Origin of the sequence: Mesorhizobium sp. PUT5 (assembly GCF_052216645.1) — a bacterium.
Taxonomy (GTDB): Bacteria; Pseudomonadota; Alphaproteobacteria; order Rhizobiales; family Rhizobiaceae; genus Mesorhizobium.
This window is the reverse complement of the sequence record NZ_JBQOSO010000003.1, coordinates 948588-972165: the sequence shown is the minus strand read 5'-3', so window position 1 is coordinate 972165 and position 23578 is coordinate 948588. Positions and strand designations below refer to the sequence as shown.

General features: G+C 63.5%; 25 protein-coding genes, 1 tRNA gene and 1 other annotated feature. Of the genes, 9 read left to right on the top strand and 17 right to left on the bottom strand.

From position 1 onward, the window contains the following. Window positions 1–12: 12 nt before the first annotated feature. The 6 genes from ACTDI4_RS06180 to ACTDI4_RS06155 form a co-directional block, all read right to left on the bottom strand. Window positions 13–792: a succinate dehydrogenase iron-sulfur subunit gene (locus ACTDI4_RS06180; protein WP_442840304.1), complete on the bottom strand. Its 780-nt coding sequence runs from the start codon at window positions 790–792 to the stop codon at window positions 13–15. A gap of 13 nt (window positions 793–805) precedes the next feature. After that, window positions 806–2641, bottom strand: coding sequence for a succinate dehydrogenase flavoprotein subunit (gene sdhA, locus ACTDI4_RS06175; RefSeq protein WP_442840303.1), 1836 nt, complete (start codon window positions 2639–2641; stop codon window positions 806–808). A gap of 3 nt (window positions 2642–2644) precedes the next feature. Continuing rightward, the gene (sdhD, locus tag ACTDI4_RS06170) at window positions 2645–3040 is read right to left on the bottom strand and encodes a succinate dehydrogenase, hydrophobic membrane anchor protein (RefSeq protein ID WP_442840302.1); all 396 of its coding nucleotides are present in this window, start codon (window positions 3038–3040) and stop codon (window positions 2645–2647) included. Window position 3041: 1 nt separating this feature from the next. Further along, the gene (gene sdhC / locus ACTDI4_RS06165) at window positions 3042–3446 is read right to left on the bottom strand and encodes a succinate dehydrogenase, cytochrome b556 subunit (RefSeq protein WP_442840301.1); all 405 of its coding nucleotides are present in this window, start codon (window positions 3444–3446) and stop codon (window positions 3042–3044) included. Window positions 3447–3805: 359 nt separating this feature from the next. Next, on the bottom strand, window positions 3806–4717 hold the full coding sequence (gene rpoH / locus ACTDI4_RS06160; RefSeq protein WP_442840300.1) for an RNA polymerase sigma factor RpoH: 912 nt from the start codon (window positions 4715–4717) through the stop codon (window positions 3806–3808). 185 nt (window positions 4718–4902) lie between these two features. Then, window positions 4903–5895: an RluA family pseudouridine synthase gene (locus tag ACTDI4_RS06155; protein WP_442843279.1), complete on the bottom strand. Its 993-nt coding sequence runs from the start codon at window positions 5893–5895 to the stop codon at window positions 4903–4905. Window positions 5896–5999: 104 nt separating this feature from the next. Here ACTDI4_RS06155 and ACTDI4_RS06150 point away from each other — a divergent pair, with 104 nt between their 5' ends. The 4 genes from ACTDI4_RS06150 (at window position 6000) to ACTDI4_RS06135 (ending at window position 9639) form a co-directional block, all read left to right on the top strand. Beyond that, window positions 6000–6383, top strand: coding sequence for a fimbrial protein (locus ACTDI4_RS06150; protein WP_442840299.1), 384 nt, complete (start codon window positions 6000–6002; stop codon window positions 6381–6383). 288 nt (window positions 6384–6671) lie between these two features. Continuing rightward, window positions 6672–6746: transfer RNA gene (locus tag ACTDI4_RS06145), tRNA-Glu, on the top strand. Between the two features lie 449 nt (window positions 6747–7195). Beyond that, window positions 7196–9460 carry a hypothetical protein gene (locus ACTDI4_RS06140; protein WP_442840298.1) on the top strand — a complete coding sequence of 755 codons (2265 nt, stop codon included), beginning with the start codon at window positions 7196–7198 and terminating at the stop codon, window positions 9458–9460. Next, window positions 9457–9639, top strand: a complete 183-nt coding sequence (locus tag ACTDI4_RS06135) for a hypothetical protein (RefSeq protein WP_442840297.1) — start codon at window positions 9457–9459, stop codon at window positions 9637–9639. The genes ACTDI4_RS06140 and ACTDI4_RS06135 overlap by 4 nt, the downstream gene beginning before the upstream one ends. Before the next feature lie 235 nt (window positions 9640–9874). Here the strand turns inward: ACTDI4_RS06135 and ACTDI4_RS06130 are convergent. After that, window positions 9875–11103 (bottom strand): IS3 family transposase gene (locus ACTDI4_RS06130; RefSeq protein ID WP_442843242.1). Its coding sequence is split into 2 segments (ribosomal slippage): window positions 9875–10815 and window positions 10815–11103, totalling 1230 coding nucleotides; the frame shifts between segments, so codons are not numbered across the junction. After that, window positions 10706–10822 (bottom strand) — a sequence feature (AL1L pseudoknot). Its footprint overlaps the gene before it by 117 nt. 475 nt (window positions 11104–11578) lie before the next feature. On the opposite strand from ACTDI4_RS06130, the gene ACTDI4_RS06125 reads away from it, so the two are divergent. Together ACTDI4_RS06125 and gstA are read left to right on the top strand one after the other, a co-directional pair. After that, entirely contained in the window at window positions 11579–11827 is a 249-nt protein-coding gene (locus tag ACTDI4_RS06125) for a hypothetical protein (protein ID WP_442840296.1), read from the top strand. A gap of 223 nt (window positions 11828–12050) precedes the next feature. Then, on the top strand, window positions 12051–12656 hold the full coding sequence (gstA, locus tag ACTDI4_RS06120) for a glutathione transferase GstA (protein WP_442840295.1): 606 nt from the start codon (window positions 12051–12053) through the stop codon (window positions 12654–12656). Window positions 12657–12831: 175 nt separating this feature from the next. Here the strand turns inward: gstA and ACTDI4_RS06115 are convergent, their stop codons facing one another. Beyond that, entirely contained in the window at window positions 12832–13065 is a 234-nt protein-coding gene (locus tag ACTDI4_RS06115; protein WP_442840294.1) for a hypothetical protein, read from the bottom strand. A gap of 114 nt (window positions 13066–13179) precedes the next feature. After that, window positions 13180–13389, bottom strand: a complete 210-nt coding sequence (locus ACTDI4_RS06110; protein ID WP_442840293.1) for a cold-shock protein — start codon at window positions 13387–13389, stop codon at window positions 13180–13182. A gap of 324 nt (window positions 13390–13713) precedes the next feature. Here ACTDI4_RS06110 and ACTDI4_RS06105 point away from each other — a divergent pair, with 324 nt between their 5' ends. The 3 genes from ACTDI4_RS06105 to ACTDI4_RS06095 all read left to right on the top strand — a co-directional run bounded on the left by ACTDI4_RS06105 (window position 13714) and on the right by ACTDI4_RS06095 (window position 14569). Then, window positions 13714–14052 carry a hypothetical protein gene (locus ACTDI4_RS06105; RefSeq protein WP_442840292.1) on the top strand — a complete coding sequence of 113 codons (339 nt, stop codon included), beginning with the start codon at window positions 13714–13716 and terminating at the stop codon, window positions 14050–14052. A gap of 11 nt (window positions 14053–14063) precedes the next feature. Then, window positions 14064–14252: a hypothetical protein gene (locus tag ACTDI4_RS06100; RefSeq protein WP_442840291.1), complete on the top strand. Its 189-nt coding sequence runs from the start codon at window positions 14064–14066 to the stop codon at window positions 14250–14252. 95 nt (window positions 14253–14347) lie between these two features. Continuing rightward, window positions 14348–14569, top strand: coding sequence for a DUF1488 family protein (locus ACTDI4_RS06095; RefSeq protein WP_442840290.1), 222 nt, complete (start codon window positions 14348–14350; stop codon window positions 14567–14569). Window positions 14570–15084: 515 nt separating this feature from the next. Here ACTDI4_RS06095 and istB read toward each other — a convergent pair. The 8 genes from istB to ACTDI4_RS06055 all read right to left on the bottom strand — a co-directional run bounded on the left by istB (window position 15085) and on the right by ACTDI4_RS06055 (window position 23573). After that, the gene (gene istB, locus ACTDI4_RS06090) at window positions 15085–15786 is read right to left on the bottom strand and encodes an IS21-like element helper ATPase IstB (protein ID WP_442840289.1); all 702 of its coding nucleotides are present in this window, start codon (window positions 15784–15786) and stop codon (window positions 15085–15087) included. Window positions 15787–15832: 46 nt separating this feature from the next. Next, a protein-coding gene (locus ACTDI4_RS06085) for an IS3 family transposase (RefSeq protein ID WP_442839846.1) occupies window positions 15833–17001 on the bottom strand; the annotation gives its coding sequence in 2 pieces (ribosomal slippage) (window positions 15833–16740 and window positions 16740–17001; 1170 coding nt in all). 276 nt (window positions 17002–17277) lie between these two features. Next, window positions 17278–18252 carry a branched-chain amino acid ABC transporter permease gene (locus tag ACTDI4_RS06080; RefSeq protein WP_442840288.1) on the bottom strand — a complete coding sequence of 325 codons (975 nt, stop codon included), beginning with the start codon at window positions 18250–18252 and terminating at the stop codon, window positions 17278–17280. Beyond that, on the bottom strand, window positions 18252–19139 hold the full coding sequence (locus ACTDI4_RS06075; RefSeq protein ID WP_442840287.1) for a branched-chain amino acid ABC transporter permease: 888 nt from the start codon (window positions 19137–19139) through the stop codon (window positions 18252–18254). The genes ACTDI4_RS06080 and ACTDI4_RS06075 overlap by 1 nt, the downstream gene beginning before the upstream one ends. 7 nt (window positions 19140–19146) lie before the next feature. Further along, window positions 19147–19860 carry an ABC transporter ATP-binding protein gene (locus tag ACTDI4_RS06070; protein ID WP_442840286.1) on the bottom strand — a complete coding sequence of 238 codons (714 nt, stop codon included), beginning with the start codon at window positions 19858–19860 and terminating at the stop codon, window positions 19147–19149. Then, window positions 19860–20624 carry an ABC transporter ATP-binding protein gene (locus ACTDI4_RS06065; protein WP_442840285.1) on the bottom strand — a complete coding sequence of 255 codons (765 nt, stop codon included), beginning with the start codon at window positions 20622–20624 and terminating at the stop codon, window positions 19860–19862. The genes ACTDI4_RS06070 and ACTDI4_RS06065 overlap by 1 nt, the downstream gene beginning before the upstream one ends. Before the next feature lie 32 nt (window positions 20625–20656). After that, window positions 20657–21862: an ABC transporter substrate-binding protein gene (locus ACTDI4_RS06060; RefSeq protein WP_442840284.1), complete on the bottom strand. Its 1206-nt coding sequence runs from the start codon at window positions 21860–21862 to the stop codon at window positions 20657–20659. A 391-nt stretch (window positions 21863–22253) separates the two neighbouring features. Then, the gene (locus ACTDI4_RS06055; RefSeq protein WP_442840283.1) at window positions 22254–23573 is read right to left on the bottom strand and encodes a hypothetical protein; all 1320 of its coding nucleotides are present in this window, start codon (window positions 23571–23573) and stop codon (window positions 22254–22256) included. Window positions 23574–23578: the final 5 nt, after the last annotated feature.

Genomic DNA, 23578 nt, shown 5'->3' with positions numbered 1-23578 from the left:
GCATCGGTCGGATCACACGCGCCGTTCCACCATCATCTTCTTGATCTCGGCGATCGCCTTGGCCGGGTTGAGACCCTTGGGGCAGGTCTGCGTGCAGTTCATGATGGTATGGCAGCGATAGAGCCGGAAGGGGTCTTCCAGATTGTCGAGCCGTTCGCCGGTCGCCTCGTCGCGGCTGTCGATCAGCCAACGATAGGCCTGCAGCAGCACCGCCGGGCCGAGATAGCGATCGCCGTTCCACCAGTAGCTCGGGCAGGCGGTGGAGCAGCAGGCGCACAGGATGCATTCGTAGAGCCCGTCGAGCTTCTGCCGGTCCTCATGGCTCTGCAGCCATTCCTTGGCCGGCTCCGGCGACACGGTCTGCAGCCAGGGCTGGATCGAGGCATGCTGGGCGTAGAAATTCGTCAGGTCGGGCACCAGATCCTTCACCACCGGCATATGCGGCAGCGGATAGATCTTCACCGGACCCGAAATGTCGTCGGCGCCCTTGGTGCAGGCCAGCGTGTTGGAGCCGTCGATGTTCATGGCGCAGGAGCCGCAGATGCCCTCGCGGCAGGAGCGGCGCAGCGTCAGCGTCGGATCGATCTTGTTCTTGATCCACAAAAGCGCGTCGAGAACCATCGGGCCGCAATCGTCCATGTCGACGAAATAGGTGTCGATGCGCGGGTTCTCGCCGTCGTCCGGCGACCAGCGATAGATGCGGTATTCGCGCAGGTTCGTGGCGCCTTCCGGCTTGGGCCAGGTTTTTCCTTCCCGCATCTGGGAATTCTTGGGGAGTGCGAGTTCGACCATGACCGTGCGATCCTCAATACACCCGCGCCTTGGGCGCGATCTTTGCCGGGTCGATGCCGCCTTCGGAGACCGGCAGCATCGTTTCGGTGTGCACCGGCCGGTAGGACAGCGTCACCTTGCCGTCAGGCGCCACGTGGGCAAGCGTATGCTTGCGCCAGTTGACATCGTCGCGGCTGGAAAAATCCTCCCGCGCATGGGCGCCGCGGCTTTCCTTGCGGGCTTCCGCGCCGTGGACGGTGGCAATCGCGTTTGCCATCAGGTTTTCCAGCTCCAGCGTCTCCACCAGATCGGAATTCCAGATCATCGAGCGGTCGGTGACCTTGAGGTCCTTCAGTTCGCCCCAGATCTCGGAGATGCGGCGGCAGCCTTCCTCCAGCGTTTCCTGGGTGCGGAACACGGCCGCGTCCTCCTGCATCGCCCTTTGCATCTTTTCGCGCATGGCGGCCGTCGGGGTCGGCCCGTTGGCGTGGCGCAGGCGGTCGAAGCGGTCCATGATCCGTTCCAGGCACGCCTGGTTGGGGGCCGGCACCGCCGCATCGCGGTCGACGACCTCGGCGGCGCGCAGCGCGGCGGCACGACCGAACACGACCAAGTCGATCAGCGAATTGGAGCCCAGCCGGTTGGCGCCGTGCACGGAAGCGCACCCGGCCTCGCCCACCGCCATCAGGCCGGGAGAAACGCGGTCGGGATTGTCCGGCGTCGGATTCAGCACCTCGCCCCAATAATTGGTGGGGACGCCGCCCATATTGTAGTGCACCGTCGGCAGCACCGGGATCGGCTCGCGGGTCACGTCGACGCCGGCGAAGATCTTGGCCGATTCGGAGATGCCGGGCAGCCGCTCGTGCAGCACCGCCGGATCGAGATGGTCGAGATGCAGGAAGATATGATCCTTGTTCCGGCCGACGCCCCGGCCCTCGCGGATTTCCAAGGTCATGCAGCGCGAAACCACGTCGCGCGAGGCTAGGTCCTTGGCCGAGGGCGCATAGCGCTCCATGAAGCGCTCGCCCTCGGAATTGACCAGATAGCCGCCCTCGCCGCGCGCGCCCTCGGTGATCAGGCAGCCGGCACCGTAGATGCCGGTAGGGTGGAACTGCACGAACTCCATGTCCTGGAGCGGCAGTCCGGCTCGCACGGCCATGCCGCCGCCGTCGCCGGTGCAGGTGTGCGCGCTGGTGGCGGAGAAATAGGCGCGGCCGTAGCCGCCGGTGGCCAGCACCACCATCTTGGCCGAGAAGCGGTGGATGGTGCCGTCATCGAGGTTCCAGGCGACGACGCCGGTGCAGGTGCCGTCGTCGTCCATGATCAGGTCGAGCGCGAAATACTCGATGAAGAACTGCGCGTTGTGCTTCAGCGACTGACCGTAGAGCGTGTGCAGGATGGCATGGCCCGTGCGGTCGGCCGCCGCGCAGGTGCGCTGCACCGGCGGGCCGTCGCCATAGTTCATCATGTGGCCGCCGAAGGGCCGCTGATAGATCTTGCCTTCCTCGGTGCGCGAGAAGGGCACGCCGTAGTGCTCCAGCTCGTAGACGGCGGCAGGCGCCTGCTGGACCATGTATTCCATGGCGTCCACGTCGCCCAGCCAGTCGGAGCCCTTGACGGTGTCGTAGAGATGCCACTGCCAGCTATCGGGCCCCATGTTCTGCAGCGAGGCGGCGATGCCGCCCTGGGCCGCGACCGTGTGCGAGCGGGTGGGGAAGACCTTGGTGATGCAGGCCGTCTTGAGGCCCTGCTCGGCCATGCCGAGCGTGGCGCGCAGGCCGGCGCCGCCGGCCCCGACAACGACCACGTCGAACTTGTGGTCGACGAACGTGTAGGCGGAACCCGCCTTGCTCCTGGTTTCGCTGGCCACGGCTCAGCCTCCGAACGACAGCTTGAGCAGGGCGAAGATCGAGGCCGCGCCGACCGCTACGATGAAGAAAGTATTGAGGATGAAGAGCGTGAGCTTGGCGCCCTCGCCATGGACGTAGTCCTCGATGATGACCTGCATGCCGAGCCGCATGTGGTAGAGCCCGGACACGAGCATCACGATCATGACCAGCGCCACCAGCGGATGCGCGAGGGCTGAGCGCAGTTCGGCATAGCCCGCCCCGTTCATCGCGACCAGGAAGCCGACGAAGAACAGCGTCAGCGGGACGAGGGCCACCCCGGTCAGCCGCTGCCGCCAGAAATGAAGCGTGCCTTCGCGCGCGGAGCCGAGGCCCCGCACCCTGGCCATCGGGGTGCGCATGTCTTTGTTGCCGCCGCTCATGTCAGGCTCCCCGCACGTAGTAGCCGGCGATCCAGATCGCCAGCGTCAGCAGAACGGAACCGACCAGAGTTACCCAGGCGATTTTCGAGGCTGTGTGCTTTTCCAGGCCGGCACCTGTGTCCCAGATGAAATGCCGCACGCCGCCCAGCATGTGCAGCATCAGCGCCCAGGTGTAGCCGAGCAGGACCAGCCGGCCGAACCAGGAGCCAAATATGCCGTTGACGAAGTCGAAATAGCCCTGCGGGCCGGCCGCCGCGGTGAGCCACCAGGCAACAAGCAGCGTGCCGAAATAAAGCGCTCCGCCGGTGATGCGGTGCAATATCGACGTCGTCATGGTGATAGGCGGCCTGTAGATCGTCAGATGCGGCGACAGGGGCCTGTTGTGGGTGGCTGGTGATCTCGTCATGGCTCCCCCGGCTTCGGCACCCTTCGGAGCGATGCGGAATGCGACATCGCCGCGTGCCGGTGCGACTTCGGACAGCGGCCTTCTAGAACTCTTTTCGCAGCGCGTCAAAGCCGGAAAACCGTTCCGCTAACGTCATTTAGTCTGATAAATGAGCCAATTCGCACTTCAAACGATTTGGAGTGTCCATCGTCCAGGACGGAAGCAGGCCGGCAACCCGCACCCGGATCGTGCAAGGCGCACGCAAAACGAATCGCCGGCACAGGTGCCGTCGAGCTGAAAATGCACGATGGCGGCGCCGAACAAGGCCGGCGCCGCCATCGCTGTTCACTGGCAAGGCCCGCATTTCACGGGCCCGATGACTATTGCGCAGGCTGCGCTTCGATAGTGCGCAACGCTTGCGCCTGGCGCTTGGCGGCGGCCTTCACCGCATCCTGCACCTTCTCGAAGGCGCGCACCTCGATCTGGCGGACGCGCTCGCGGCTGATGTCGAACTCGCCGGAAAGCTCTTCCAGCGTCAGCGGCTCCTCGGCCAGGCGGCGCGCCTCGAAGATGCGGCGCTCGCGATCGTTCAGCACCGACATGGCTCCCGACAGCATCTTGCGCCGGTTGTCCAGTTCGTCCTGCTCGATCAGCATCTCCTCCTGGCTGTCCTGGTCATCCACCAGCCAGTCCTGCCACTCGCCGGATTCGCCTTCCGTGGCGCGGATCGGCGCATTCAGCGAGGCGTCGCCCGAAAGGCGGCGGTTCATGGACACCACCTCCTCCTCGGACACATTGAGCCGCGTGGCGATCTCGCTGACCTGCTCCGGCCTGAGGTCGCCATCGTCGAGGGCCTGGATCTTGCCCTTCACCTTCCTGAGGTTGAAGAACAGCCGTTTCTGATTGGCCGTGGTGCCCATCTTCACCAGGCTCCAGGAGCGCAGGATATATTCCTGGATCGAAGCCTTGATCCACCACATGGCATAGGTGGCAAGCCGGAAGCCGCGCTCCGGCTCGAATTTCTTCACGGCCTGCATGAGGCCGACATTGCCTTCCGAGATCACTTCGCCGATCGGCAGGCCGTAGCCACGATAGCCCATGGCGATCTTGGCCACGAGACGCAGATGGCTGGTGACGAGCTTGTGGGCGGCGCTGGTGTCGTCATGCTCCTGATACCGCTTGGCGAGCATGTACTCTTCCTGCGGCTGAAGCATGGGAAAGCGGCGGATTTCCTCCAGGTAGCGGGCAAGTCCGCCTTCCCCGGAAACGATGCTGGGTAGTGTCTGGGCCATAAAGCACCCTCCTCTCTTCGAGCAATGCCCCCGAAACGCGGCGGGCATATGACGCTGACGCCAAAGCGCACGTCTGCATAACCGGCTTATACAGGAACAAAACCGGAAAAGACAGCTTTTGTTCAATCCGAAACAGTGTGTCACGTCGAAGTGAACGAAGGCGGTCGGTTCTGTCTGCGGGAAGTTCAAAGTGCGCGGAACGCCTCGACGAGTTCTCCCATGTCCGGCGGCGGCGGCGCTTCGAATCTCATGGTGAGATGGGTATCCGGGTGCCGGAATTCAAGCAGGCGGGCGTGCAGCGCCTGCCGGGGAAAGGCTTGCACCGATGCGCGCAGCGGCTCGGGCAGCCGGTTGGCCTTGGTGCGGAAGGCCGTGCCGTAGTCTCGATCGCCGATCAGCGGATGTCCTATATGGGCCATATGGACGCGGATCTGGTGGGTGCGGCCGGTCTCCAGCCGGCATTCGACCAGGCTCGCCATAGCATCCCTTTCCCCATGCCTGCCGAAACGTTCCAGCACCGCATAATGGGTGACCGCGTGGCGCGCGTCGTCGCGGGCGGCCGGGACCACCGCGCGGCGCAGGCGGTCGGACGCACGGCCGAGCGGTGCGTCGACCGTGCCGGCGGCCGGCACGGGAACGCCCCAGACCAGGGCGACATAGGCGCGGCGCAGATCGCCGGTGCGGCCATGGTCGGCGAAGGCTTCCGACAGCGCGCGGTGGGCGCGGTCGGTCTTGGCCGCGACGATGACGCCGCTGGTGTCCTTGTCCAGCCGGTGCACGATGCCCGGCCGCCGCACGCCGCCGATGCCGGAAAGGCTTTCCCCGCAATGGTGGATCAGCGCGTTGACCAGCGTGCCGGTCCAGTTTCCGGCACCGGGGTGCACCACCAGACCGGCCGGCTTGTTGACGACGATCAGCGCATCGTCCTCGTAGAGGATGTCGAGCGGGATCGGCTCGCCCTGCGGCGCAGCGGGTTCCGGCTCGGGCAGCTCGATCTCCACCCATTCGCCCGGCAGCAGCTTGCGCTTGGGGGAATCTGCCACCCGGCCGCCGACCCGGACCGCGCCCTGCCTGATCAGCGCCTGCACGCGGCCGCGCGACAGGCCGGGCGCCAGCTTGGCCGCCAGCCACTGGTCGAGCCGCTGGCCCGCGGCATCGGCGCCGGCCTCCAGCGACATTTCCCGCGGCAGGGGCTGCCCGGCCACCGTCGCGCCTTCCCCTAGGAATTGTCCGGACGCTTCGCTATCAGGTGCGCTCATCGAAACCGTTCCGGAAGTTTGCCATGACCCGGCCCCAAGCCGACGACAAGGAAGAAAAGCCGCTCGACCCCGCAGTGGAGAATGTGCGCAGGAAGCTGGTGCGCTTCATGGCTGTCAATCTCGGCCTGCTGTTCCTGGCCCTTATGGTCGCGGTGGCGGCGATTGTCTACAAATCCCGATCGAGAGCGCCGGTCGAGCCGGTGGCCGCCAGCGACATCCCGACGCCGGCCGGCGCTGCGCAGACGGGCGATATCGTGCTGCCGGTCGGCGCCAGGATCGTGTCGCAGTCGCTGTCCGGCAACCGCATCGCCATCGACACCGAACTTGCCGACGGCGGCCGCGAGATCTTCGTCTACGACATGGCAGCCCAGCGCATCGTCGGCCGCTACGCGGTGCGCAACCGATAGGTGCCACCGCCGCGCGGCAGCGAGCGCCGGGACGCCCGGCTTTCCGCCGGACATCTTCGCCTCGCGTGCCGGACGGCCGGCCTGGCCTCCACGCCCAGCCCCGCCGGCTGCACCATACCATGCTCCGCCTCGCCCGTTGCGCCACAAAGGCGCTTCTTGCGGCCGCATTGCTGCCCCGCGCCAGCCCTGGATTACATGGTTTTCCACAGCCGACCGACACCCATTGCCGCGGATGATTTCAGGCTGTTGCATTTTCCGATTCTGCGGCCTATATGGCCCATCTCGGCTGCGCCCATCGTCTAGCGGTCAGGACGGCGCCCTCTCACGGCGCAAACAGGGGTTCGATTCCCCTTGGGCGTGCCAATAAAATCAATAGCTTAGCTACCTCTCATCAAATCCGTCGAATATTCGTCGAATATACGCCTGTGGACATCGGTGAACCGAAGAGGGTTGATCGAGCAGAAGTCCACCGGACGGATTGAGTGCGACAAAATAGCACACATTCAATTTATTTTCGCCTTTTCCGGCCGCGTAGTCGTCGAACGGCTCCAAGACGATGTTCATGGGAGTACAACATTGTGCGCCCTTGAACAGGTATTCTCCTTTTCGCTCAATAGGTTAGTCCCTTGACAAGGTGAGCTATGTTAGCGTAAAAACGGCCCTATTCTCACTAGCATAGGTGACGTGCGGCCGCATTGCCGGCTCGCTTTCCCGGCTCCTTAGCCGACCCGCAACTTCACATTCATGGACGGTCTCAGGCCGAGCGGCATTCCGCTTGGCGGTTTTGGCTCGTCCAAATTTTGAGGACACCAATGGCCCGGACACTAATCGGCCAACTCATCCTTCGGCTTAGGGCCGAAGGTTTGGGTGAGGCCAAAAACGTCGTCACGACGATGAAGGACATCGAAAACGCGGCCCGCAACATAGGGCGCACCGGCGTCGGCTCGTGGGGCGTCGGATTTCAAAAGCAGCTCGACGGATTGAAGCTTGCGCGGAACGATATCGACGCCGTGCAGCGGTCGTGGGGAACCCTGCACGAAAGCATGAAGATCCGGAACCTTGCCAAGGCTCTGAAGTCCGCCGAGATTTCGCACTGGAAGACCTCCACACTCTCCCATCTGGCGGCAGTTCGGGCGGCAGCGGAAGCGACCGAGCGGCGCGCCATAGCCATGAATCGCGCGCTCGGCTTCGGGGTCAAGCCTCTTATGGTGATGGGGGGCGGTTACACTATGGGGTACATGGGCGGCATAATGGGCCGCGAGGCCCTAATAGCCGCCTCAAATGAGCGGCGGGTACAGGCGGAAGCGAAGTACGCCGGCCTCAGCCTCGACGAGCGCGGCAAGATCGACACGCGCGCCGACGAGCTTGCCACGCGCTACCGCCTCGCAAAGTCGCAAATCTATGACGTGATGAAGGAGGCCTCGCTATCGATGCCCTCCACCGACGCGGCAATCATCGTTTCCGACGAGATGGCGCGGGCCTATCTGGTGCTGTCGAACATGATGGGACCGGAGGGCGCCCTGGCTGGCCTCCGGCAATTCAACAAGGCGCTGGACAACATCGAAAGGGTTACCCCGGAGGAATATCGGTACGGGCTCGAAAATTACATGAAAGCGCAGCAGGTGATCGGGCGCGACATCGATCCCGCCGCCTTCGCCGAGGCGATCAAATTCGCGCGCGCCGGCGGCAAGGTGTTCGGCGACGAGTTTCTGTTTCAGTGGTTGCCGATGCTGATTGCTGAGAGTGGCGGCAGTGACAGTGGCACCCAGCTTCGCGCCGCCTTCGATCAGTTCATCGTTGGCCGAGCTTCCAAGGAGGCCATCGCGGCACAGGATGAGTACGGCATCCGCGAAGGAGTGGTGCGCAACAAGAATGGCAAGATTGTCGACAAGGGCCGGCTGCTCAACCAGCAGAAATTCACCGACAACCCGCTGACGTGGATGTGGGATACGCTGCTTCCCAAGCTGCGCGAGAAGGGCGTCGACCTCGATGACACCACGGAACTGGCGCGCATTGTCGGCCAGCTTACGAACAATCGACTATCATCCGACCTGATCTTGCGGGCAATCCTGTCAATGCAGCAATATCGTCGGCTGGTCGAAGAGCGGCTGCCCAACGCCGCTGGCCTCGACGCCGCGGACAGCATTCAAACCGACAATCCTTTTGCAGCCTGGGCGGGTTTCAAAGATAGTCTGGAAAATCTGTCTGCGGCGGTCCTGCCGATGGGCCACGTCAGCACGGCTCTGAACACATTGGCCGACGGCATCAACACGCTAACCGCCGCGGCTCGGGAGAACCCGGCGCTTACTGCCCTGGGCATGGGCGCCGCCGGCGTCGGCGCGTTTAAAGGCGGCAAAGGCATTTATGACCTCCTTTCCGGCGGCTTCGGCCTCAAGTCATCGGCCATCGCACTCGACGGCTCCGCTGCCGCGCTGACCCGCGCCGCTGCGGCGTTGGGCGGCCAAAGCGCACTCGACGGCGGCATTTTGCCGGATGGCAAGCCCGGTAACAAACCCGGCGGCGGAGGTGGGCTCTGGGGCTGGATGGCCGGACTTGTGGCTGCCGCTCCGGGGACTTTGGCAGCCATCATCGCCGGGAGCACCAACCTCGGCCAATCCGACCTTGTGAAAACGGACGAGGAAAAAGCAAGGTGGGACGACGTCAAAACCCGCATTGCTGAGCATTTCCGTCAAAAGGAAGAGGAAGCCGCTTCGCAGCGCTCCCGAGCCGAAGCACGGCCCAGCGAACAGGACACCGTTGAGGCAGATCGCGAGCGGTCGCTGGATGCTTATCTTGACGGGCCGTCTCGGCCTACAGGTCCGGTTCCGCTTATGCTCGACCTGGAGACCGCGCGAGCGGACGCGCAGCGCGCCGCGTCCGACCTGTCATCGGCACTGTCGATCAAGGGGACGGCCGACATCGACTCGTCTGCGATCGATACGGCCATTCGTAAAGCTCAAGTGCTGCTGGACACGCTCCGGCAAGCCGGAAGCGCTGTCTTGGCGGCCGGTTCATCCACCGACAACCTAAACGCAGAATTGCGCCGCAGCATGTCAGATTTCCAGGTGGCGCCGTGATTATCCTCGATACGATCGCGACCTTTGCAGCGGCGTTGATGCTCAAAGGCATTCTGGCTCCATCTTCACCGCTATGGGAACGGGGCGGCATGGGCGCCCTGGTCGACGGCCTTTCCGCCGGAAGCCTCGCATGGCTGCTCATTCGGCTCTGGGCGGATTATGCGGGGTTGGCGCCGTGACCCGTCGCAAGTCCATCCTCCCGGATGAAGTGTCCACGGATCAACTTGCGGAACTGCTGGGCTTCTCGGAGCGCAGCGTTCGCGAGTGGGCCAGCCGCGGTGTGATAGTTCGCGGCGAAAAACCCGGCCGATATCGAACGCTCGAGAGCGGGATTCTTACACTCGATGAGCTTGACAATGCTTGGGCGCAGTTCAGTGAACCGCCCCGGGTTTGCCGGAGGCCTTCTGGTTTAAGTTATGCCGCGATGGCCGGTTCTTCCAGCATGGCGTAGTAGCGTTCCTCGGCTTCGGCCGGCGGGATGTTGCCGATGGGTTCCAGCAGCCGGCGATTGTTGAACCAGTCGACCCAGGTCAGCGTGGCGAACTCGACCGCCTCGAAGCTTCGCCATGGTCCCCGGCGATGGATGACCTCGGCCTTGTGGAGGCCGTTGATCGTCTCGGCCAGTGCGTTGTCGTAGCTGTCGCCGACACTGCCCACAGACGGTTCGATGCCGGCTTCGGCGAGACGCTCGGTGTAGCGGATGCTGACATATTGCGATCCGCGGTCCGAATGATGAACCAGACCACCGCGATGAACGGGTCGGCGTTCGTGCAAGGCCTGTTCGAGAGCGTCGAGCACAAAGCTCGCATGGGCGGTCCTGCTCACCCGCCAGCCGACAATACGACGGGCGTAGGCGTCGATGACGAAGGCCACGTAAACGAAGCCCGACCAGGTGCTGACATAGGTGAAATCCGAAAGCCAGAGCATGTTCGGGGCCGGCGCGTGGAAGACCCGGTTCACGCGGTCAAGCGGGCACGGCGCGGCCTTGTCCTGCACCGTGGTGCGGATCGGCTTGCCGCGAATGACGCCGTGAAGGCCGAGGTCGGCCATCAACCGCTCGACCGTGCAGCGCGCGACATCAAAGCCCTCGCGCAGCATCTGCCGCCAGACCTTCCTCGCGCCGTAGACCTCGAAGTTCTCGGCGAAGACGCGCTCGATCTCCGGCTTCAGCGCGAGGTCCCGCTTCGCCCGCGTCGACAGCTTCTCGGGATCGGCGCGCTTGGCGACATGATCGTGGTAGGTCGACGGGGCGACCGGCAGCACCCTGCAGATCGGCTCGACCCCATGCGCCTCGCGGTGATCGTCGATGAACGCGATCATCGTTTGAATGGGCGGTCGAGCTCCGCCTGGGCAAAATAAGCGCTCGCCTTGCGCAGTATCTCGTTGGCCTGCCGAAGCTCCCGGTTCTCCCGCTCAAGAGCCTTCATCTTCTCGGCCATGTCTGTCGGAACGCCGGCTCGCTTGCCAGCATTAATCTCGGCCTTCTTCACCCAATCCAGCAGCGTGTGCGCCGAGCAGCCGATCTTTGCCGCTATCGACTGGCAGGCAGTCCAGCGCGAAGAATGATCAGCCTCGTGATCGAATACCAACCGCACCGCACGCTCGCGCACCTCAGGGGAAAACTTGTTCGTCGTTTTGCTCATCATGGCTCCATCCTATTGGGAAGTTGGAGCCTCCGGCAAACCCGGGGCGGTTCAGGCTCGACGCAGGCGGTCGTGCTCATCGGAAAAGGTACTTGATGAGCGCTGCCGCTCCAAGGATGAGCACGACGAGAACAAGCAGCCAAACGAGGCCCGCGCCCCACATCATCGCGCCGTCGCCGTACATCATAGCTTATGCCTTTCATTCCCTCTTTCAGATAAGCACGGTTGCCCGGCGAGAGAAGGATGGCAGGTGGGCGCAGAAAATGCTGCCCCGACAGCCGGGGCGGGCGACATAGTCGTTGTCCGCGGCCGACTTCGTGGCGTGATACCAGCCACGCCGGCTTGACGCCATCCGCACAGGACGGCGGCAAAGCCACTTTCCGAACCTCACCCCATTGTGAGCGGAATTCCCAGTCGCTCCCCCTATATCCTCCCCCGCTGCATGCTGCAGCGCACAAATATATGGAGATATCTCATGTTCAGAACGATCTTGGTCGCAAGCGTGCTGGCGCTGGGTCTTTCCGGCGCGGCCATGGCCCATGGCGGCCATTTCGGCGGGCACGGACATGGGGAACACGCCGGACATCACGGAGATCGGGGAGGCAGCAATGACGCGTTGCCAACGCCCGACCAAACCGTCACCGGCAGCATTTCTGCGCTCGATGAGGCAATAACGGGCCTTTTCCAGCCCTCGCCGCCTAGCCTCTATGGAAATCAGCGCTGATGTCGATGCCGCTTACCTGAGGCATGTCCAAATACAAAAACCCGCCCCGGGCGAACCGGAGCGGGCTTGCTGTCCGTGGTGGATAGGGAAGCGATTGCAAGGCGCAGTTGCGGTGGGGTTCTTATTTCGGCTTCCGTGAACGATCTGTTCGCCAGTTTGGCGATTGAGGGCACTTCGGCTGTGTGGCAGGTCACGGTCGCAAATCCTTCCGGAGTGACCGTTCATGAAACTGTACTACGCCCCCGGCGCCTGCTCGCTAGCTTCTCATATCGTCGCCAACGAGGCTGGTATCGACATAGATCTCGTCAAGGTCGATCTCGCCAGCAAGAAGACCGAAAATGGCGACGACTTTCTGGAGGTAAATCCAAACGGCTACGTCCCGACGCTTGTCGCGAATGCCGCCGAGCCAGTCACCGAAGCATCGGTGGTGGTGCAGTATCTCGCAGACCAGAAGCCGGAAGCCGGCCTCATGCCCAGGTCCGGCGATCCCGCCCGATATCGTGTCCAGCAATGGTTGGCCTTCATCTCGACCGAGCTGCATAAAACGTTCAGCCCGTTCTTCAAGCCGGCCACTCCCGACGAGACGAAAGCGGCAAACCGCGCGCTGCTTTCAAAGCGCCTGGGCTATGTGAACGCCAAACTGGCGGACGGCCCGTACTTGACGGGAAGCAGTTTCACGGCGGCCGACGCCTATCTCTGGACGATCCTCGGATGGGCAAAGGTCGTCAATTTCGACCTTTCTGCCTTTCCAAACATTCAACGCTTCATGGCCATGGTCGCATCCCGGCCCGCTGTCCAGAAGGCACTTCGGGAAGAAGGTCTCGCATAAAGCGAGCATCCGTCTCTGCGAATTCAGCCCGCCGCGCGCGGGCTTTTTGCAGCGCCATCGCCTGCCGGGCCCGGACCTCGTCTGCCATTTCCGCTGACGATTTCACGGCAGGCTTGATGCGCTCCATGTCGACATCGAGATTTCCTGGGCGGCCGGTACCGAGATTGCCCGCACGCTACCTCCGCGAGGTGCCGGGGGCGCGGGCGGCCTTCCGTTTCGCGGGAGCCGGCTGAGCAGCCTCGTCCACCTCTTTCGTCAACCTGGCAAGCCGCAGCCTTTCGGTCTTGGCCTCGCGCTCCCGCCGCTCGGCATCAATAATCTGCTGGGCCGCCCTGGTGGTCGCATCGCTTTTCTTTTCGCTGCCGGTGGGCTTCGGCTTGAAAACGCCTTCGGGTATCTCTTTCAACATAGTGCGTATCCTTTCAGAAACGAAAAAAGGCCGGGGTTTACCCCGACCTTCTCCTGTTCGCCTCGATGGCCAGTGCCAGTACATCCGTGGTCAAAGACCAGAGGCGAAAATCCGTTAGGCAGCCTGAAGGTTTTCGGCCGCGCTCTTGCCGTTGCGGTTGTCCTTGACGATATCGAAGCTGACCTTCTGCCCCTCGACAAGCGTACGCATGCCGGCGCGCTCGACGGCCGAGACATGGACGAACACGTCCGGCTGGCCATTGCCAATTTCGATAAAGCCGAAACCCTTGGCGCTATTGAAGAACTTTACAGTTCCAGTGTTCATGACGATTTCCTTTCAACCGACATAGAAATTCGCCGCCTGGCCGAATGCCAAACGCCGCAGTCTTCGAAATTGAGAGGAAGATCGATTAGGCGCCGAGGCGCGGAAACAAGCTAACATCCAAGATCGATTTGCTTCATGTAGCCCTTATTTGTGTTCGTTACAAGGCAGCGGCCGCCGAATATCAAGCAGGTCGGTTCGCTCATCGGCGCTTCCCGTTTGCCTTATGCCGCCCGAGGGCGTACGGTTCGACCGTCGGCAGCTTCTGACAAGGGCGCTGCCGGGTAAGGGCCTGGCAATCCTTAGCCCCGACCAAAGGAGGACATGATGTCTTCCACCTACCTCACACACGCCGATATGCGCATGATCGAACGGGTCCTGGGCGAAGTACCTGGTACGCCCAGTGGTTTCGAGCGCGAGGCGGCCGCACGCTTTCTCATCAGCAATTTCGAGAGGAAGAAAACGGCCGAGGCAGATCTGCGCCTGTTGCTGGCGGCGCGCATCAAGGTCCTGGACAGCATGTCCCGCGCCATATCCCGCTGGGAGAATGAGGGCGGCGCGCAGGGCAGGCTCCCGCGCACAGAGGCCCAGCGCCGTATCGACAACGATACCGACGGCACGCGACGGCGCGCGACAGAGACGGAGCGGCGCAATCGTCTGATCTAGGAAGCCCCGCGTTGACGGATCGGTCCTATGAAGATGACGAAATCGGCGTGATCTGCGCCGCCTGTTCCCACGAGGTGAAAAAGACCGTCGGCTGGCTGCGCAAGCATATCCAGTTGGAATGCCCGAACTGCGGGGCCATGGTCGATATCGAAAGCAGGAACTTCCGTCCGGCCGCTTCCTCCGGCCAGAAAAGGCAATAGCGTGACAAGGATACCAAGTAGAGACACCGCCGGAGGCGCGCCATGGCCCTCGATTTTCCGAACCGCAGCCGCGCTTCGACGCCGTGCGGAGGGTCGTGCGCTTCAGCGGTTACGACGGCATGTTCCAAGTACCGTTTCTGATCGAGGCGCCAGCACTTGCCAGTTTGCAGGGGAATAGCGCCGAAACGCTAGCGTCGGAGGCGGAATGTCTTGTTGCATTCGACGCGATGCGCGGGGTGATTCACGGCATCGCGCGCACGATCTACGCCAACGGCCGCAGCCCTATTTATACGCTCACGGTCAAAGATTGCCGATAACCGCTCGCCTGGATGCCGCCTGAAACAAACGGGCCGCCAACGGGCGTTTAGGGGTGATCGGATGCGCTACGGGCCGGACGGGACATGGGTGCTCGTCTGCCGTTTCGTTGGCCAGGAAGAGAAACCAGGAAAAAGACTTTCTGTCCGCCGGACCGTCGTGCCCGGTGGATACAACTGCTGTTGGCGCAAGGCGAAGCGGTAGCCCGAAGGATCTAGCCGCGATTTATTGCGAGATACGCGCCCCGTTCCTATCGTTTTCTCTGGGGCGGGCGTTCGAAGAGGTGACGGGATGCATCCTGGCGTGACCTCGTTTGTGGGCGTGGCGTTGGCCATGCTGTCCATGTCGAGTGGTGTCGTGGCGGGTTCCGCCGAAGCTGTCAAACGGCTTGCAAAACTGACCCCCTATCGGCGTCCAATTTTGACCCCCCGTGTGTAGCGCGCGGCGGTCAGCGCTCGCCGGGCGAAGTGGGTCAGGGTTGCGCAGCCCGGCGAGTGCGGATCGGTTTGATGGGTGATCAGGCGCGGTTCTTGAAGCGCCAGGATTCGTTTCCGGTCTCGATGATCTCGCAGTGATGGGTGAGGCGGTCGAGCAGTGCTGTCGTCATCTTGGCGTCGCCGAACACGGCCGGCCATTCTCCGAAGGCCAGGTTGGTGGTGACGATGATTGAAGTTCGCTCGTAGAGCTTGCTGATCAGGTGGAAGAGCAATTGCCCGCCGGCTTGCGCGAACGGGAGATAGCCGAGTTCATCGAGCACGACGAAGTCAAGCCGGGTGAGGTAATCGGCGATGCGGCCCTGCTTGCCGCCGCGGTGCTCGGTCTCGAGACGGTTGACGAGATCGACGACGTTGAAGAAGCGGCCGCGCGAGCCGTTGCGTATCAGGGATCGGGCAATGGCGATTGCCAGATGCGACTTGCCGGTTCCGGTGCCGCCGATGAGAACGGCGTTGCGCTGGTCGGCAACGAAGGTTCCGTTGGCGAGGTCTCGGATCAGCGCCTCGTTGACCGGCGTGCCGTCGAAGTCGAACTCCTCGATATCCTTGGCCAGCGGCAGCTTGGCAACGGTGAGCTGGTATTTGATGGAGCGCGCCTGCTTCTCGGCGATCTCGGCCGAGAGAAGGTCGCCGACGATCCGCGGCGGCTCGTGCTGGCGCTTGATGCCCGTCGCCATCACCTCGTCATAGGCGCCGCGCATGCCGTAGAGCTTCAACGTGCCCATCAGATCCAGAACTGGCCTGACCCCATAAGGTGGTCCGGTTTCAGTCTTAGTGCATGATCGGCTTTTCGGCTATTGCCTGGGCAGATGGTGGTGCCGATCCGCGCGGCGGCGCAGGCCAGATAATAGCCTCCGGTGCCGGGGGTCTATATCCAAGCGATGAGTGCGGCCGCTCAGTGTTGTAGTAGCGTCTCCATGCCTCGATGATGACCTTTGCCTCAGCGAGGCTGTAGAATATCTCCCCGTTGAGCAGTTCGTCACGCAGCTTCGAGTTGAAGCTCTCGCAATAGCCGTTCTCCCATGGGCTACCCGGCTCGATGAACGCGGTCTTTGCGCCGACGGCCACGATCCACTCTCGCACCGCCTTGGCAATGAACTCCGGGCCGTTGTCAGAACGAACATAGCCGGGCACACCCCGCAGGATGAACAGGTCCGACAGGGCGTCGATGACGTCGGTCGAGTTGAGCTTGCGATCGATGCGGATCGCCAGGCACTCCCGGGTGAACTCGTCGATGATATTGAGCATGCGGAACTTCCTGCCATTGTGGATCCGGCCCTCGACGAAGTCATAGGACCAGACATGATTTGGGTGCTCGGGCCGAAGCCGGATGCACGATCCGTCAGTCAGCCAGAGCCTGCCTTTCTTCGGTTGTTTCTGGGGAACCTTCAGCCCCTCCCGTCGCCAGATGCGCTCGACGCGTTTGGCATTCACCGTCCAGCCCTCGGACCGCAGCATCGCCGTGATCCGGCGATAGCCATAGCGGCCGTAGCGCGAGGCCAGTCGGACGATGTCGGCGATCAACGCCTCTTCATCAGGCCGGCCATGTGGCTTTTTGCGATGGGTCGAACGGTGCTGGCCGAGAACCTTGCAGGCAAAGCGTTCCGAGACGGACAGCTTCGCCACGACATGATCGACACAGCGCCGACGGCGGGCGGGGCTCAGAAGTTTCCCGCTGCAGCCTCTTTCAGGATCAGCTTTTCCAGCGTCAGATCCGACACCGCCTTGCGCAGCCGGTCGTTCTCTTTCTCGAGCTCTTTCAGGCGCTTCACCTGGTCGCCCTTCAGGCCACCAAACTCCTTGCGCCAGCGGTAATACGTAAACTGCGTCACGCCGATTGTACGAACCGCTTCTCCGACCGAGCGGCCTTGTGACAACAGAATATCGACCTGGCGTAGCTTTGCGACGATCTCTTCGGGCTTGTGCTTCTTCTGGGGCATTCCAACGTCCTCTCTCAGGCTCAATAGCCTACTTCAAAGAGGACCACTTTTCAGGGGGCAGACCAGTGATGCAGAAGAATTCTGCAAGTTTCGGATCGTCGATGCTCCGACCATCGCGGGCTTAAAGCGTGATGTGCTCGACGGACAGACCCTTGCCGCGCATAAGGCACGCAACCTTTCTGCGGCTCAGCCGGGCGGCGACATGGGCGATCGTCCACGATCGCGCCAGCCCTGGAACAATCTCAATAGGTCGGGCATGGCGCAGGGGCTCGTCATTCACCCGGCATCGGGGGCCGAACGCGTCAGGAACGCATGGACCTCGCCAACGATGCCCCTGCGGAAAACCAGCACGCAGACCATGAAGATGATGCCGGTGGCGATCGTCACCGGGAAGCCGGAGGTGGCCAGCGTGTTCTCCAGTCCGACCACCAGGCCCGCGCCGACGATCGGCCCGACCATGGTGCCGATGCCGCCGAGCAGCGTCATCAGGATCACCTCGCCCGACATCTGCCAGGCCACGTCGGTCAGCGTCGCGAACTGGAAGACGACCGCCTTGACCGCGCCGGCGAGCCCGGCAAGTGCGGCCGACATGACGAAGGCGGCCAGCTTGTAGCTGGCGATCGAATAGCCGAGCGAGATCGCCCGGTTCTCGTTCTCGCGGATCGAGCGCAGGATCATGCCGAAAGGCGAATTGACGATGCGCCAGACGGCGAACACACCGATCAGGAACACCGCCAGCACGAAATAGTAGATGTTCAGCGGCTGGTTCAGGTCGATCAGGCCTAACAGGTGGCCGCGCGGCACGCCCTGGATGCCGTCCTCTCCCCGCGTGAAGGGCGCCTGCACGCAGAAGAAGAAGAACATCTGCGCCAGGGCCAGCGTGATCATGGCGAAATAGATGCCCTGGCGGCGGATGGCGAAGAAGCCCATGACGAGGCCGAGCAGGGCCGCGCCCGCCATGCCCAGCAGGATACCGGCTTCCGGCGGCCAGCCCCACACCTTCACCGCATGCGCGCAGAAATAGGCCGCGCCGCCGAAGAATGTGGCATGGCCGAAGGACAGCAGCCCGGTATAGCCGAGCAGCAGGTTGAAGGCGCAGGCAAACAGCGCAAAGCACAGCATCTTCATCAGCAGGATCGGATAGACGAAGAACGGCGCGGCCAGCAGCGCCAGCAGGCCCAGAACCACCAGAGCCTGTTCGAGGCGGGCCGTGCCGCCGGCCGACGTCTTGCGGAGTGCCGTGCCGGCCATCAGCCATCCCTTCCGAACAGGCCCGCCGGCCGCACCAGCAGCACCAGAGCCATGATGACGAACACCACGATGTTGGAGGCTTCCGGATAGAAGACCTTGGTCAGTCCTTCCGCCAGCCCCAGCACGTAGCCGGTGACGATGGCGCCGAGGATCGAGCCCATGCCGCCCACCACCACCACGGCGAAGACGACGATGATGATGTCCGACCCCATCAGCGGACTGACCTGATAGACCGGTGCGGCAAGGATGCCGGCCAGCCCGGCAAGGCCGGAGCCGAGCCCGTAGGTAAGCGTGAGCAGCAGCGGCACGTTGACGCCGAACGCCTGCACGAGGCGTGGATTTTCCGTCGCCGCGCGCAGGTAGGAACCGAGCCGCGTCCTTTCGATCAGCGCCCAGGTGCCGAAGCAGACGACCAGCGAGGCGACCACCACCCAGCCGCGATAGTTGGGCAGGAACATGAAGCCGAGATTGGTGCCGCCCGAAAGCAGCGGCGGCGGCGCATAGGGCTGGCCCGACACGCCGTAATAATAACGGAAGACGCCTTCGATGACCAAGGCGAGGCCGAAGGTGAACAGCAGGCCGTAGAGCTGGTCGACGCCATAGAGCCGCGAGAGCGCGAACCGCTCGACCGCCATGCCGAACAGGCCGACGATCAGCGGCACCAGGACCAGCGCCGGCCAGTAGCCGATTCCCAGATCGGCGAGCAGGAGATAGCCGATGAAGGCGCCGAGCATGTACTGCGCGCCATGCGCGAAATTGATGATGCGCAACAGGCCGAAGATGATGGCAAGCCCCAGGCTGAGCATGGCGTAGAACGAGCCGTTGATGAGGCCGACGAGCAATTGCCCGAGAAAGGCCTGGATGGGGATACCGAAGATCATGGTCATGGCTGCATCAAACCCCCAGCACTTCGTGGAGCCGCGTCATGCGGGAGGGCAGTTCGCCGATCGGAAATTCCCCCACCACCTTGCCATGTTCCATCAGGTAGAAGCGGTCGGCGACGCGGCTTGCAAAGCGAAAGTTCTGCTCCACCAGAAGGATGGTCATGCCGCGTGCCTTGAGCGTCGCCAGAAGCTCGCCGATGCGCTGCACGATGACGGGCGCCAGCCCCTCGGTCGGCTCGTCCAGCAGCAGCAGGCTGACGCCGGTGCGCAGCATGCGCGCGATCGCCAGCATCTGCTGCTCGCCTCCCGACAACCTGGTGCCGGGGCTGTTGCGCCGCATCTTCAGGTTGGGGAAGAGGTCGAAAATCTCCTCCACGCTCATGCCACCCTCGGCCACGACCGGCGGCAGGATCAGGTTCTCGTCCACCGTCAGCGTGGCGAAGATGCCGCGCTCCTCGGGCACGAAGCCGATGCCCGCATGCGCCGTGCGGTGCAACGGCAGGTGCATCAGGTCGCGACCGTCGAAGGTGATGGTGCCGGTGCGCTTGCGGATCAGCCCCATGATGGCGCGCAGCGTCGTGGTCTTGCCGACGCCGTTGCGGCCCAGCAGCGTCACCGTCTCACCCCGGCATACGTCCAGATCGACACCGTGCAGGGCGTGGCTTTCGCCATACCAGGCGTTGAGGCCGCGCACGGCAAGCAGGGGCACCGGCGCATCGCCCATTACGCGTCCTCCGTGCCCATATAGGCGACCCTCACGCGCTCGTCCGAGCTGATCGTCCGATAGTCGCCGGCGGCCAGTATCTCGCCGCGCTGCAGCACCGTGATCCAGTCGCAGAGATCGGCCACCACCGGCAGATTGTGCTCCACCATCAGCACGGCCCGGTCGCGCGCGACCGCACGGATGATGCCGGAAACCGTTCCCACGTCCTCGTGCCCCATGCCGGCCATCGGCTCGTCCAGCAACAGCACCTTCGGGTCGAGCGCCAGGGTCGTGGCGATCTCCAGAACCCGCTTGCGGCCGTAGGAAAGGTCGCCGGCCAGCCGGTCGCGGGCATCGATCAGGCCGACGCTTTCCAGCAGCTCGTCGGCGCGCGGCGTGAGTCGGTCGAGCGCGGAGAGCGAGCGCCAGAATTGGGTGCTGAGCCCGCCCGGGCGCTGCAGGGCGACGCGCACATTGTCGAGCACGGTCAGATGCGGAAACACCGCCGAGATCTGGAAGGAGCGGACCAGCCCCATGCGGGCGACCCGCGCCGCCGGCGTGCGGGTGATGTCGCGGCCAAGCAGCTCGATCGTGCCGCTCGTCGGCTCCAGGAATTTGGTGAGAAGGTTGAAGACCGTCGTCTTGCCGGCCCCGTTGGGCCCGATCAGCGCATGGATCCTGCGATGATGCACATCGAAGTCGACATTGTTGACCGCGACGAAGCCGGCGAAGTCACGTCTCAGGCCACGGGCGCTAAGCACCGCCCGCGGCTCGGTTTCCTTCATCTCCGGCTCCCCGTTCACGGCGGCCTTCACAGTCACTTGACGAGCGGGCAACCGCTTTCAGCGGCCTTGATATAGGCCTGATCGCCGGGGATGGTGGCGAGATAGGTGTAGTAGTCCCAATCCCTCTTGCTCTCTTCCGGCTTCTTGACCTGGTAGAGATACATGTCATGCACCATGGAACCGTCGGCCTGGACCTTGCCGTTGGCGGTGAAGGCGTCGTTGACCGGCATTTCATGAAGCGCCTTGGCAACCGCCTCGGTCTCGTCGGTGCCGGCCTTGTCGATCGCCTTCAGATATTGCAGGACGGCCGAATAGGTGCCGGCCTGGATCATGTTGGGCATGCGGCCGGTGCGCTTGAAGAAGCGCTCGCCGAACTCGCGGCTCTTGTCGTCGCGGTCCCAGTAATAGCCTTCCGTCAGCACCACGCCCTGTGCGGCCTGGAGGCCGAGGCCATGCACCTCCGCCAGCGTGAACAGCAGCGCGGCAAGCCGCTGGCCGCCGGCGACGATGCCGAATTCCGCGGCCTGCTTGATCGAATTCGAGGTATCGAGGCCGGCATTGGCGAGGCCGACGATCTTGGCCCCGGACGACTGCGCCTGCAGCAGGAAGGACGAATAGTCGGTCGCGCCGAGCGGGTAGCGCACCTCGCCCAGCACCTTGCCGCCATGGGCCTTGACGAATTCGGCGGTCTGCTCTTCCAGCGAATAGCCGAAAGCATAGTCGACGGTGATGAAATACCAGGTGTCGCCGCCCTGCTCCACCAGCGCGCCGCCGGTGCCGACTGCCTGGCTATGCGTGTCATAGGCCCAGTGGAAACCGTAGGGCGAGCACTGCTTGCCGGTGAGATCGGTGGACGCCGCCCCGGTTACGATGTCGATCTTCTTTTTTTCGTTGGAGATGCCCTGCACGGCCAGCGCCACGGAAGACGTCGTCAGTTCCATGATGGCATCGACCTGTTCGGTATCGTACCATTGCCGCGCGATGTTGGAGGCGATGTCGGGCTTGTTCTGGTGGTCCGCGTCGATCACCTCGATCGGAGCGCCCTGCACCTTGCCGCCGAAATCCTCGACCGCCATCTTGGCCGCTTCCACCGACCACTTGCCGCCGAAATCGGCATAGACGCCGGACTGGTCGTTGAGGATGCCGATCTTGACCTTGCCGTCCGATATCCCGGCTGCAGATGCCGGGACTGTCATGGCTGCAAGGATCGCGGCGGATGCCAGATAGGATTTGCGCATTCTTAGGCCCTCCCTATGGCCGTGTTGCCTGTCCGTTACGGAATGCGCCCGTATCTTCACGCTGGCGCTCCCGGGAAGCGATGCACGACGGCAAGCGTGCAGGGACACGAAAGGCCAAAACCGTAACACCGGCCTTTTTCCGCGAAAACCGCTATTTTCGTCGAATAGAAGCTGGTGGGCGCCACGGCTTTTTCTTTGCGGGCGGCCGGTCGGGGACGTGCGCCAACCGCTCCGGGGCGGCAGGTTGCGTGCGTTCATGGGCACGCCGACAGGACGTTCCGGTTTCTTCACCGGACGACGAAATCCTGCGCCTGCGGTATTTTTCGAGCGGGAAAGTCCGCGCGCGCCAAAGCGCGCGGCTCCGGGGCGGGCGGCTCCGGCAGGGGATCCGTCAGAGATTGGAGGTCGGCGCGCCGACGTGTTTCTCGCGACGCCCGGCGGCCCGGTCGCCGCCGCCCTTCACGTGGCTTCCGACGGCTATGGCCTTGCTCTTCTTCGACGACCGCTCGCGCCGGTAGGGCAAGCCTGCGATCACCGTCGCTTCCATCGGGATCTGCGGCTTGCCATTCCTCGACGGCTCGATATCGGCCCGCGCCTTCCTTTCGGCCGACTGCGCTTCCGCCACGCTCGCCGCCGCCAGCGCCTCGCCGAGCTGCTGCTTCAGCGCCGCGATCTCGTCACCATCGGCCGCGTTCTTCCTGACGGCGGTATCGAGCTTGGCGCGCATGACCTCGGTCTCGGCCCTGAAGCGCTCGTTCGCCGCATGGTGACGATCCCTCAGTTCATCGAGATCGGCTTCCAGGGTCATGACGCGTTCCTGGGTTTCGGCCAGCCTCACCTGCGAGAGTTCGGATTGCTTTTGCAGGCGCCTGCACTCCTTTTCGGTATTCTCGTAGCGCGCGCGCAAATCCGCCATCTCGGACATCTCGGCCTTGCGAATGGCGGATACCTCATCGAGTTTCAGGCCGAGTTCGGAATTGCGCTGCTCCAGCCCCGCATGGCTGATCTGCTGGTTCACGCATTTCTGCCGGAGAAGCTCGTTTTCGCGCGTGAGGCGGTCGGCCGTGGTCGTCCTCGTTGCCAGTTGATAGATGAGCGACGTCTTTTCGGCCTCCGCTTCCGCCAGGGTTTCGCGCAAGTCGATCGCTTCGACCTGGGTCCGCCCGAGCGCGATCTTCACCTCCTCGAAATCCTTGATCAAAAGCTCGATCCGCCGCCGGTCGGCTTCGGAGGCGCTTTCCTGCTGGCTCAGCACATGCTTCGCCTGTTCCAATTGTTCCGACAGGTGGCGTCTTTCGGTCGAGAGCGCCAGGTTCGCGTCTTCGATGCCGTTTGCCCTAAGGACGCCCGTGCGCAGGCTGCCGACGAGGCGGTTTGCCGTTTCGTGCGCGGCGCCGATGGTGGCCATTGTCGCTTCCAGGACCTCAAGGCCCGCGGCAGCGTCGCGCATTTCGTTTTCGAATGCGGCCAGCGTCGCCAGACTGGCCTGGGTGGCGGAAGATTGCTTGTTGGCAGGCACGGCCGCCGGCGGATTTTCGGCACCGGCTCCGCCTTCCTGGCCGGGAACGTCGCCCGAGGGTTCCGGCGGCCCCTCGGCTCCGGCCAGTGCGAGCGCCTCCTCCAGTTCGTCTTCGAAGCCGGGGATATCCATTTCCGCCGTCTCGGAAATCGTCTGGGATACCGGGGCTTTGGACTTCGAGATGCCGAACATGAGGC

Bases quoted from the DNA above. Each gene is read 5' to 3' on its own strand.
- rpoH (WP_442840300.1), bottom strand. From the start codon at position 4,717: ATGGCCCAGACACTACCCAGCATCGTTTCCGGGGAAGGCGGACTTGCC.
- ACTDI4_RS06055 (WP_442840283.1), bottom strand. From the start codon at position 23,573: ATGTTCGGCATCTCGAAGTCCAAAGCCCCGGTATCCCAGACGATTTCC.
- gstA (WP_442840295.1), top strand. From the start codon at position 12,051: ATGAAACTGTACTACGCCCCCGGCGCCTGCTCGCTAGCTTCTCATATC.
- ACTDI4_RS06075 (WP_442840287.1), bottom strand. From the start codon at position 19,139: ATGACCATGATCTTCGGTATCCCCATCCAGGCCTTTCTCGGGCAATTG.
- ACTDI4_RS06150 (WP_442840299.1), top strand. From the start codon at position 6,000: ATGACCCGGCCCCAAGCCGACGACAAGGAAGAAAAGCCGCTCGACCCC.
- ACTDI4_RS06070 (WP_442840286.1), bottom strand. From the start codon at position 19,860: ATGGGCGATGCGCCGGTGCCCCTGCTTGCCGTGCGCGGCCTCAACGCC.
- ACTDI4_RS06110 (WP_442840293.1), bottom strand. From the start codon at position 13,389: ATGAACACTGGAACTGTAAAGTTCTTCAATAGCGCCAAGGGTTTCGGC.
- ACTDI4_RS06115 (WP_442840294.1), bottom strand. From the start codon at position 13,065: ATGTTGAAAGAGATACCCGAAGGCGTTTTCAAGCCGAAGCCCACCGGC.
- ACTDI4_RS06140 (WP_442840298.1), top strand. From the start codon at position 7,196: ATGGCCCGGACACTAATCGGCCAACTCATCCTTCGGCTTAGGGCCGAA.
- ACTDI4_RS06080 (WP_442840288.1), bottom strand. From the start codon at position 18,252: ATGGCCGGCACGGCACTCCGCAAGACGTCGGCCGGCGGCACGGCCCGC.
- ACTDI4_RS06060 (WP_442840284.1), bottom strand. From the start codon at position 21,862: ATGCGCAAATCCTATCTGGCATCCGCCGCGATCCTTGCAGCCATGACA.
- istB (WP_442840289.1), bottom strand. From the start codon at position 15,786: ATGGGCACGTTGAAGCTCTACGGCATGCGCGGCGCCTATGACGAGGTG.
- sdhD (WP_442840302.1), bottom strand. From the start codon at position 3,040: ATGAGCGGCGGCAACAAAGACATGCGCACCCCGATGGCCAGGGTGCGG.
- sdhC (WP_442840301.1), bottom strand. From the start codon at position 3,446: ATGACGAGATCACCAGCCACCCACAACAGGCCCCTGTCGCCGCATCTG.
- ACTDI4_RS06065 (WP_442840285.1), bottom strand. From the start codon at position 20,624: ATGAAGGAAACCGAGCCGCGGGCGGTGCTTAGCGCCCGTGGCCTGAGA.
- ACTDI4_RS06180 (WP_442840304.1), bottom strand. From the start codon at position 792: ATGGTCGAACTCGCACTCCCCAAGAATTCCCAGATGCGGGAAGGAAAA.
- ACTDI4_RS06105 (WP_442840292.1), top strand. From the start codon at position 13,714: ATGTCTTCCACCTACCTCACACACGCCGATATGCGCATGATCGAACGG.
- ACTDI4_RS06125 (WP_442840296.1), top strand. From the start codon at position 11,579: ATGTTCAGAACGATCTTGGTCGCAAGCGTGCTGGCGCTGGGTCTTTCC.
- ACTDI4_RS06155 (WP_442843279.1), bottom strand. From the start codon at position 5,895: ATGTCGCTGGAGGCCGGCGCCGATGCCGCGGGCCAGCGGCTCGACCAG.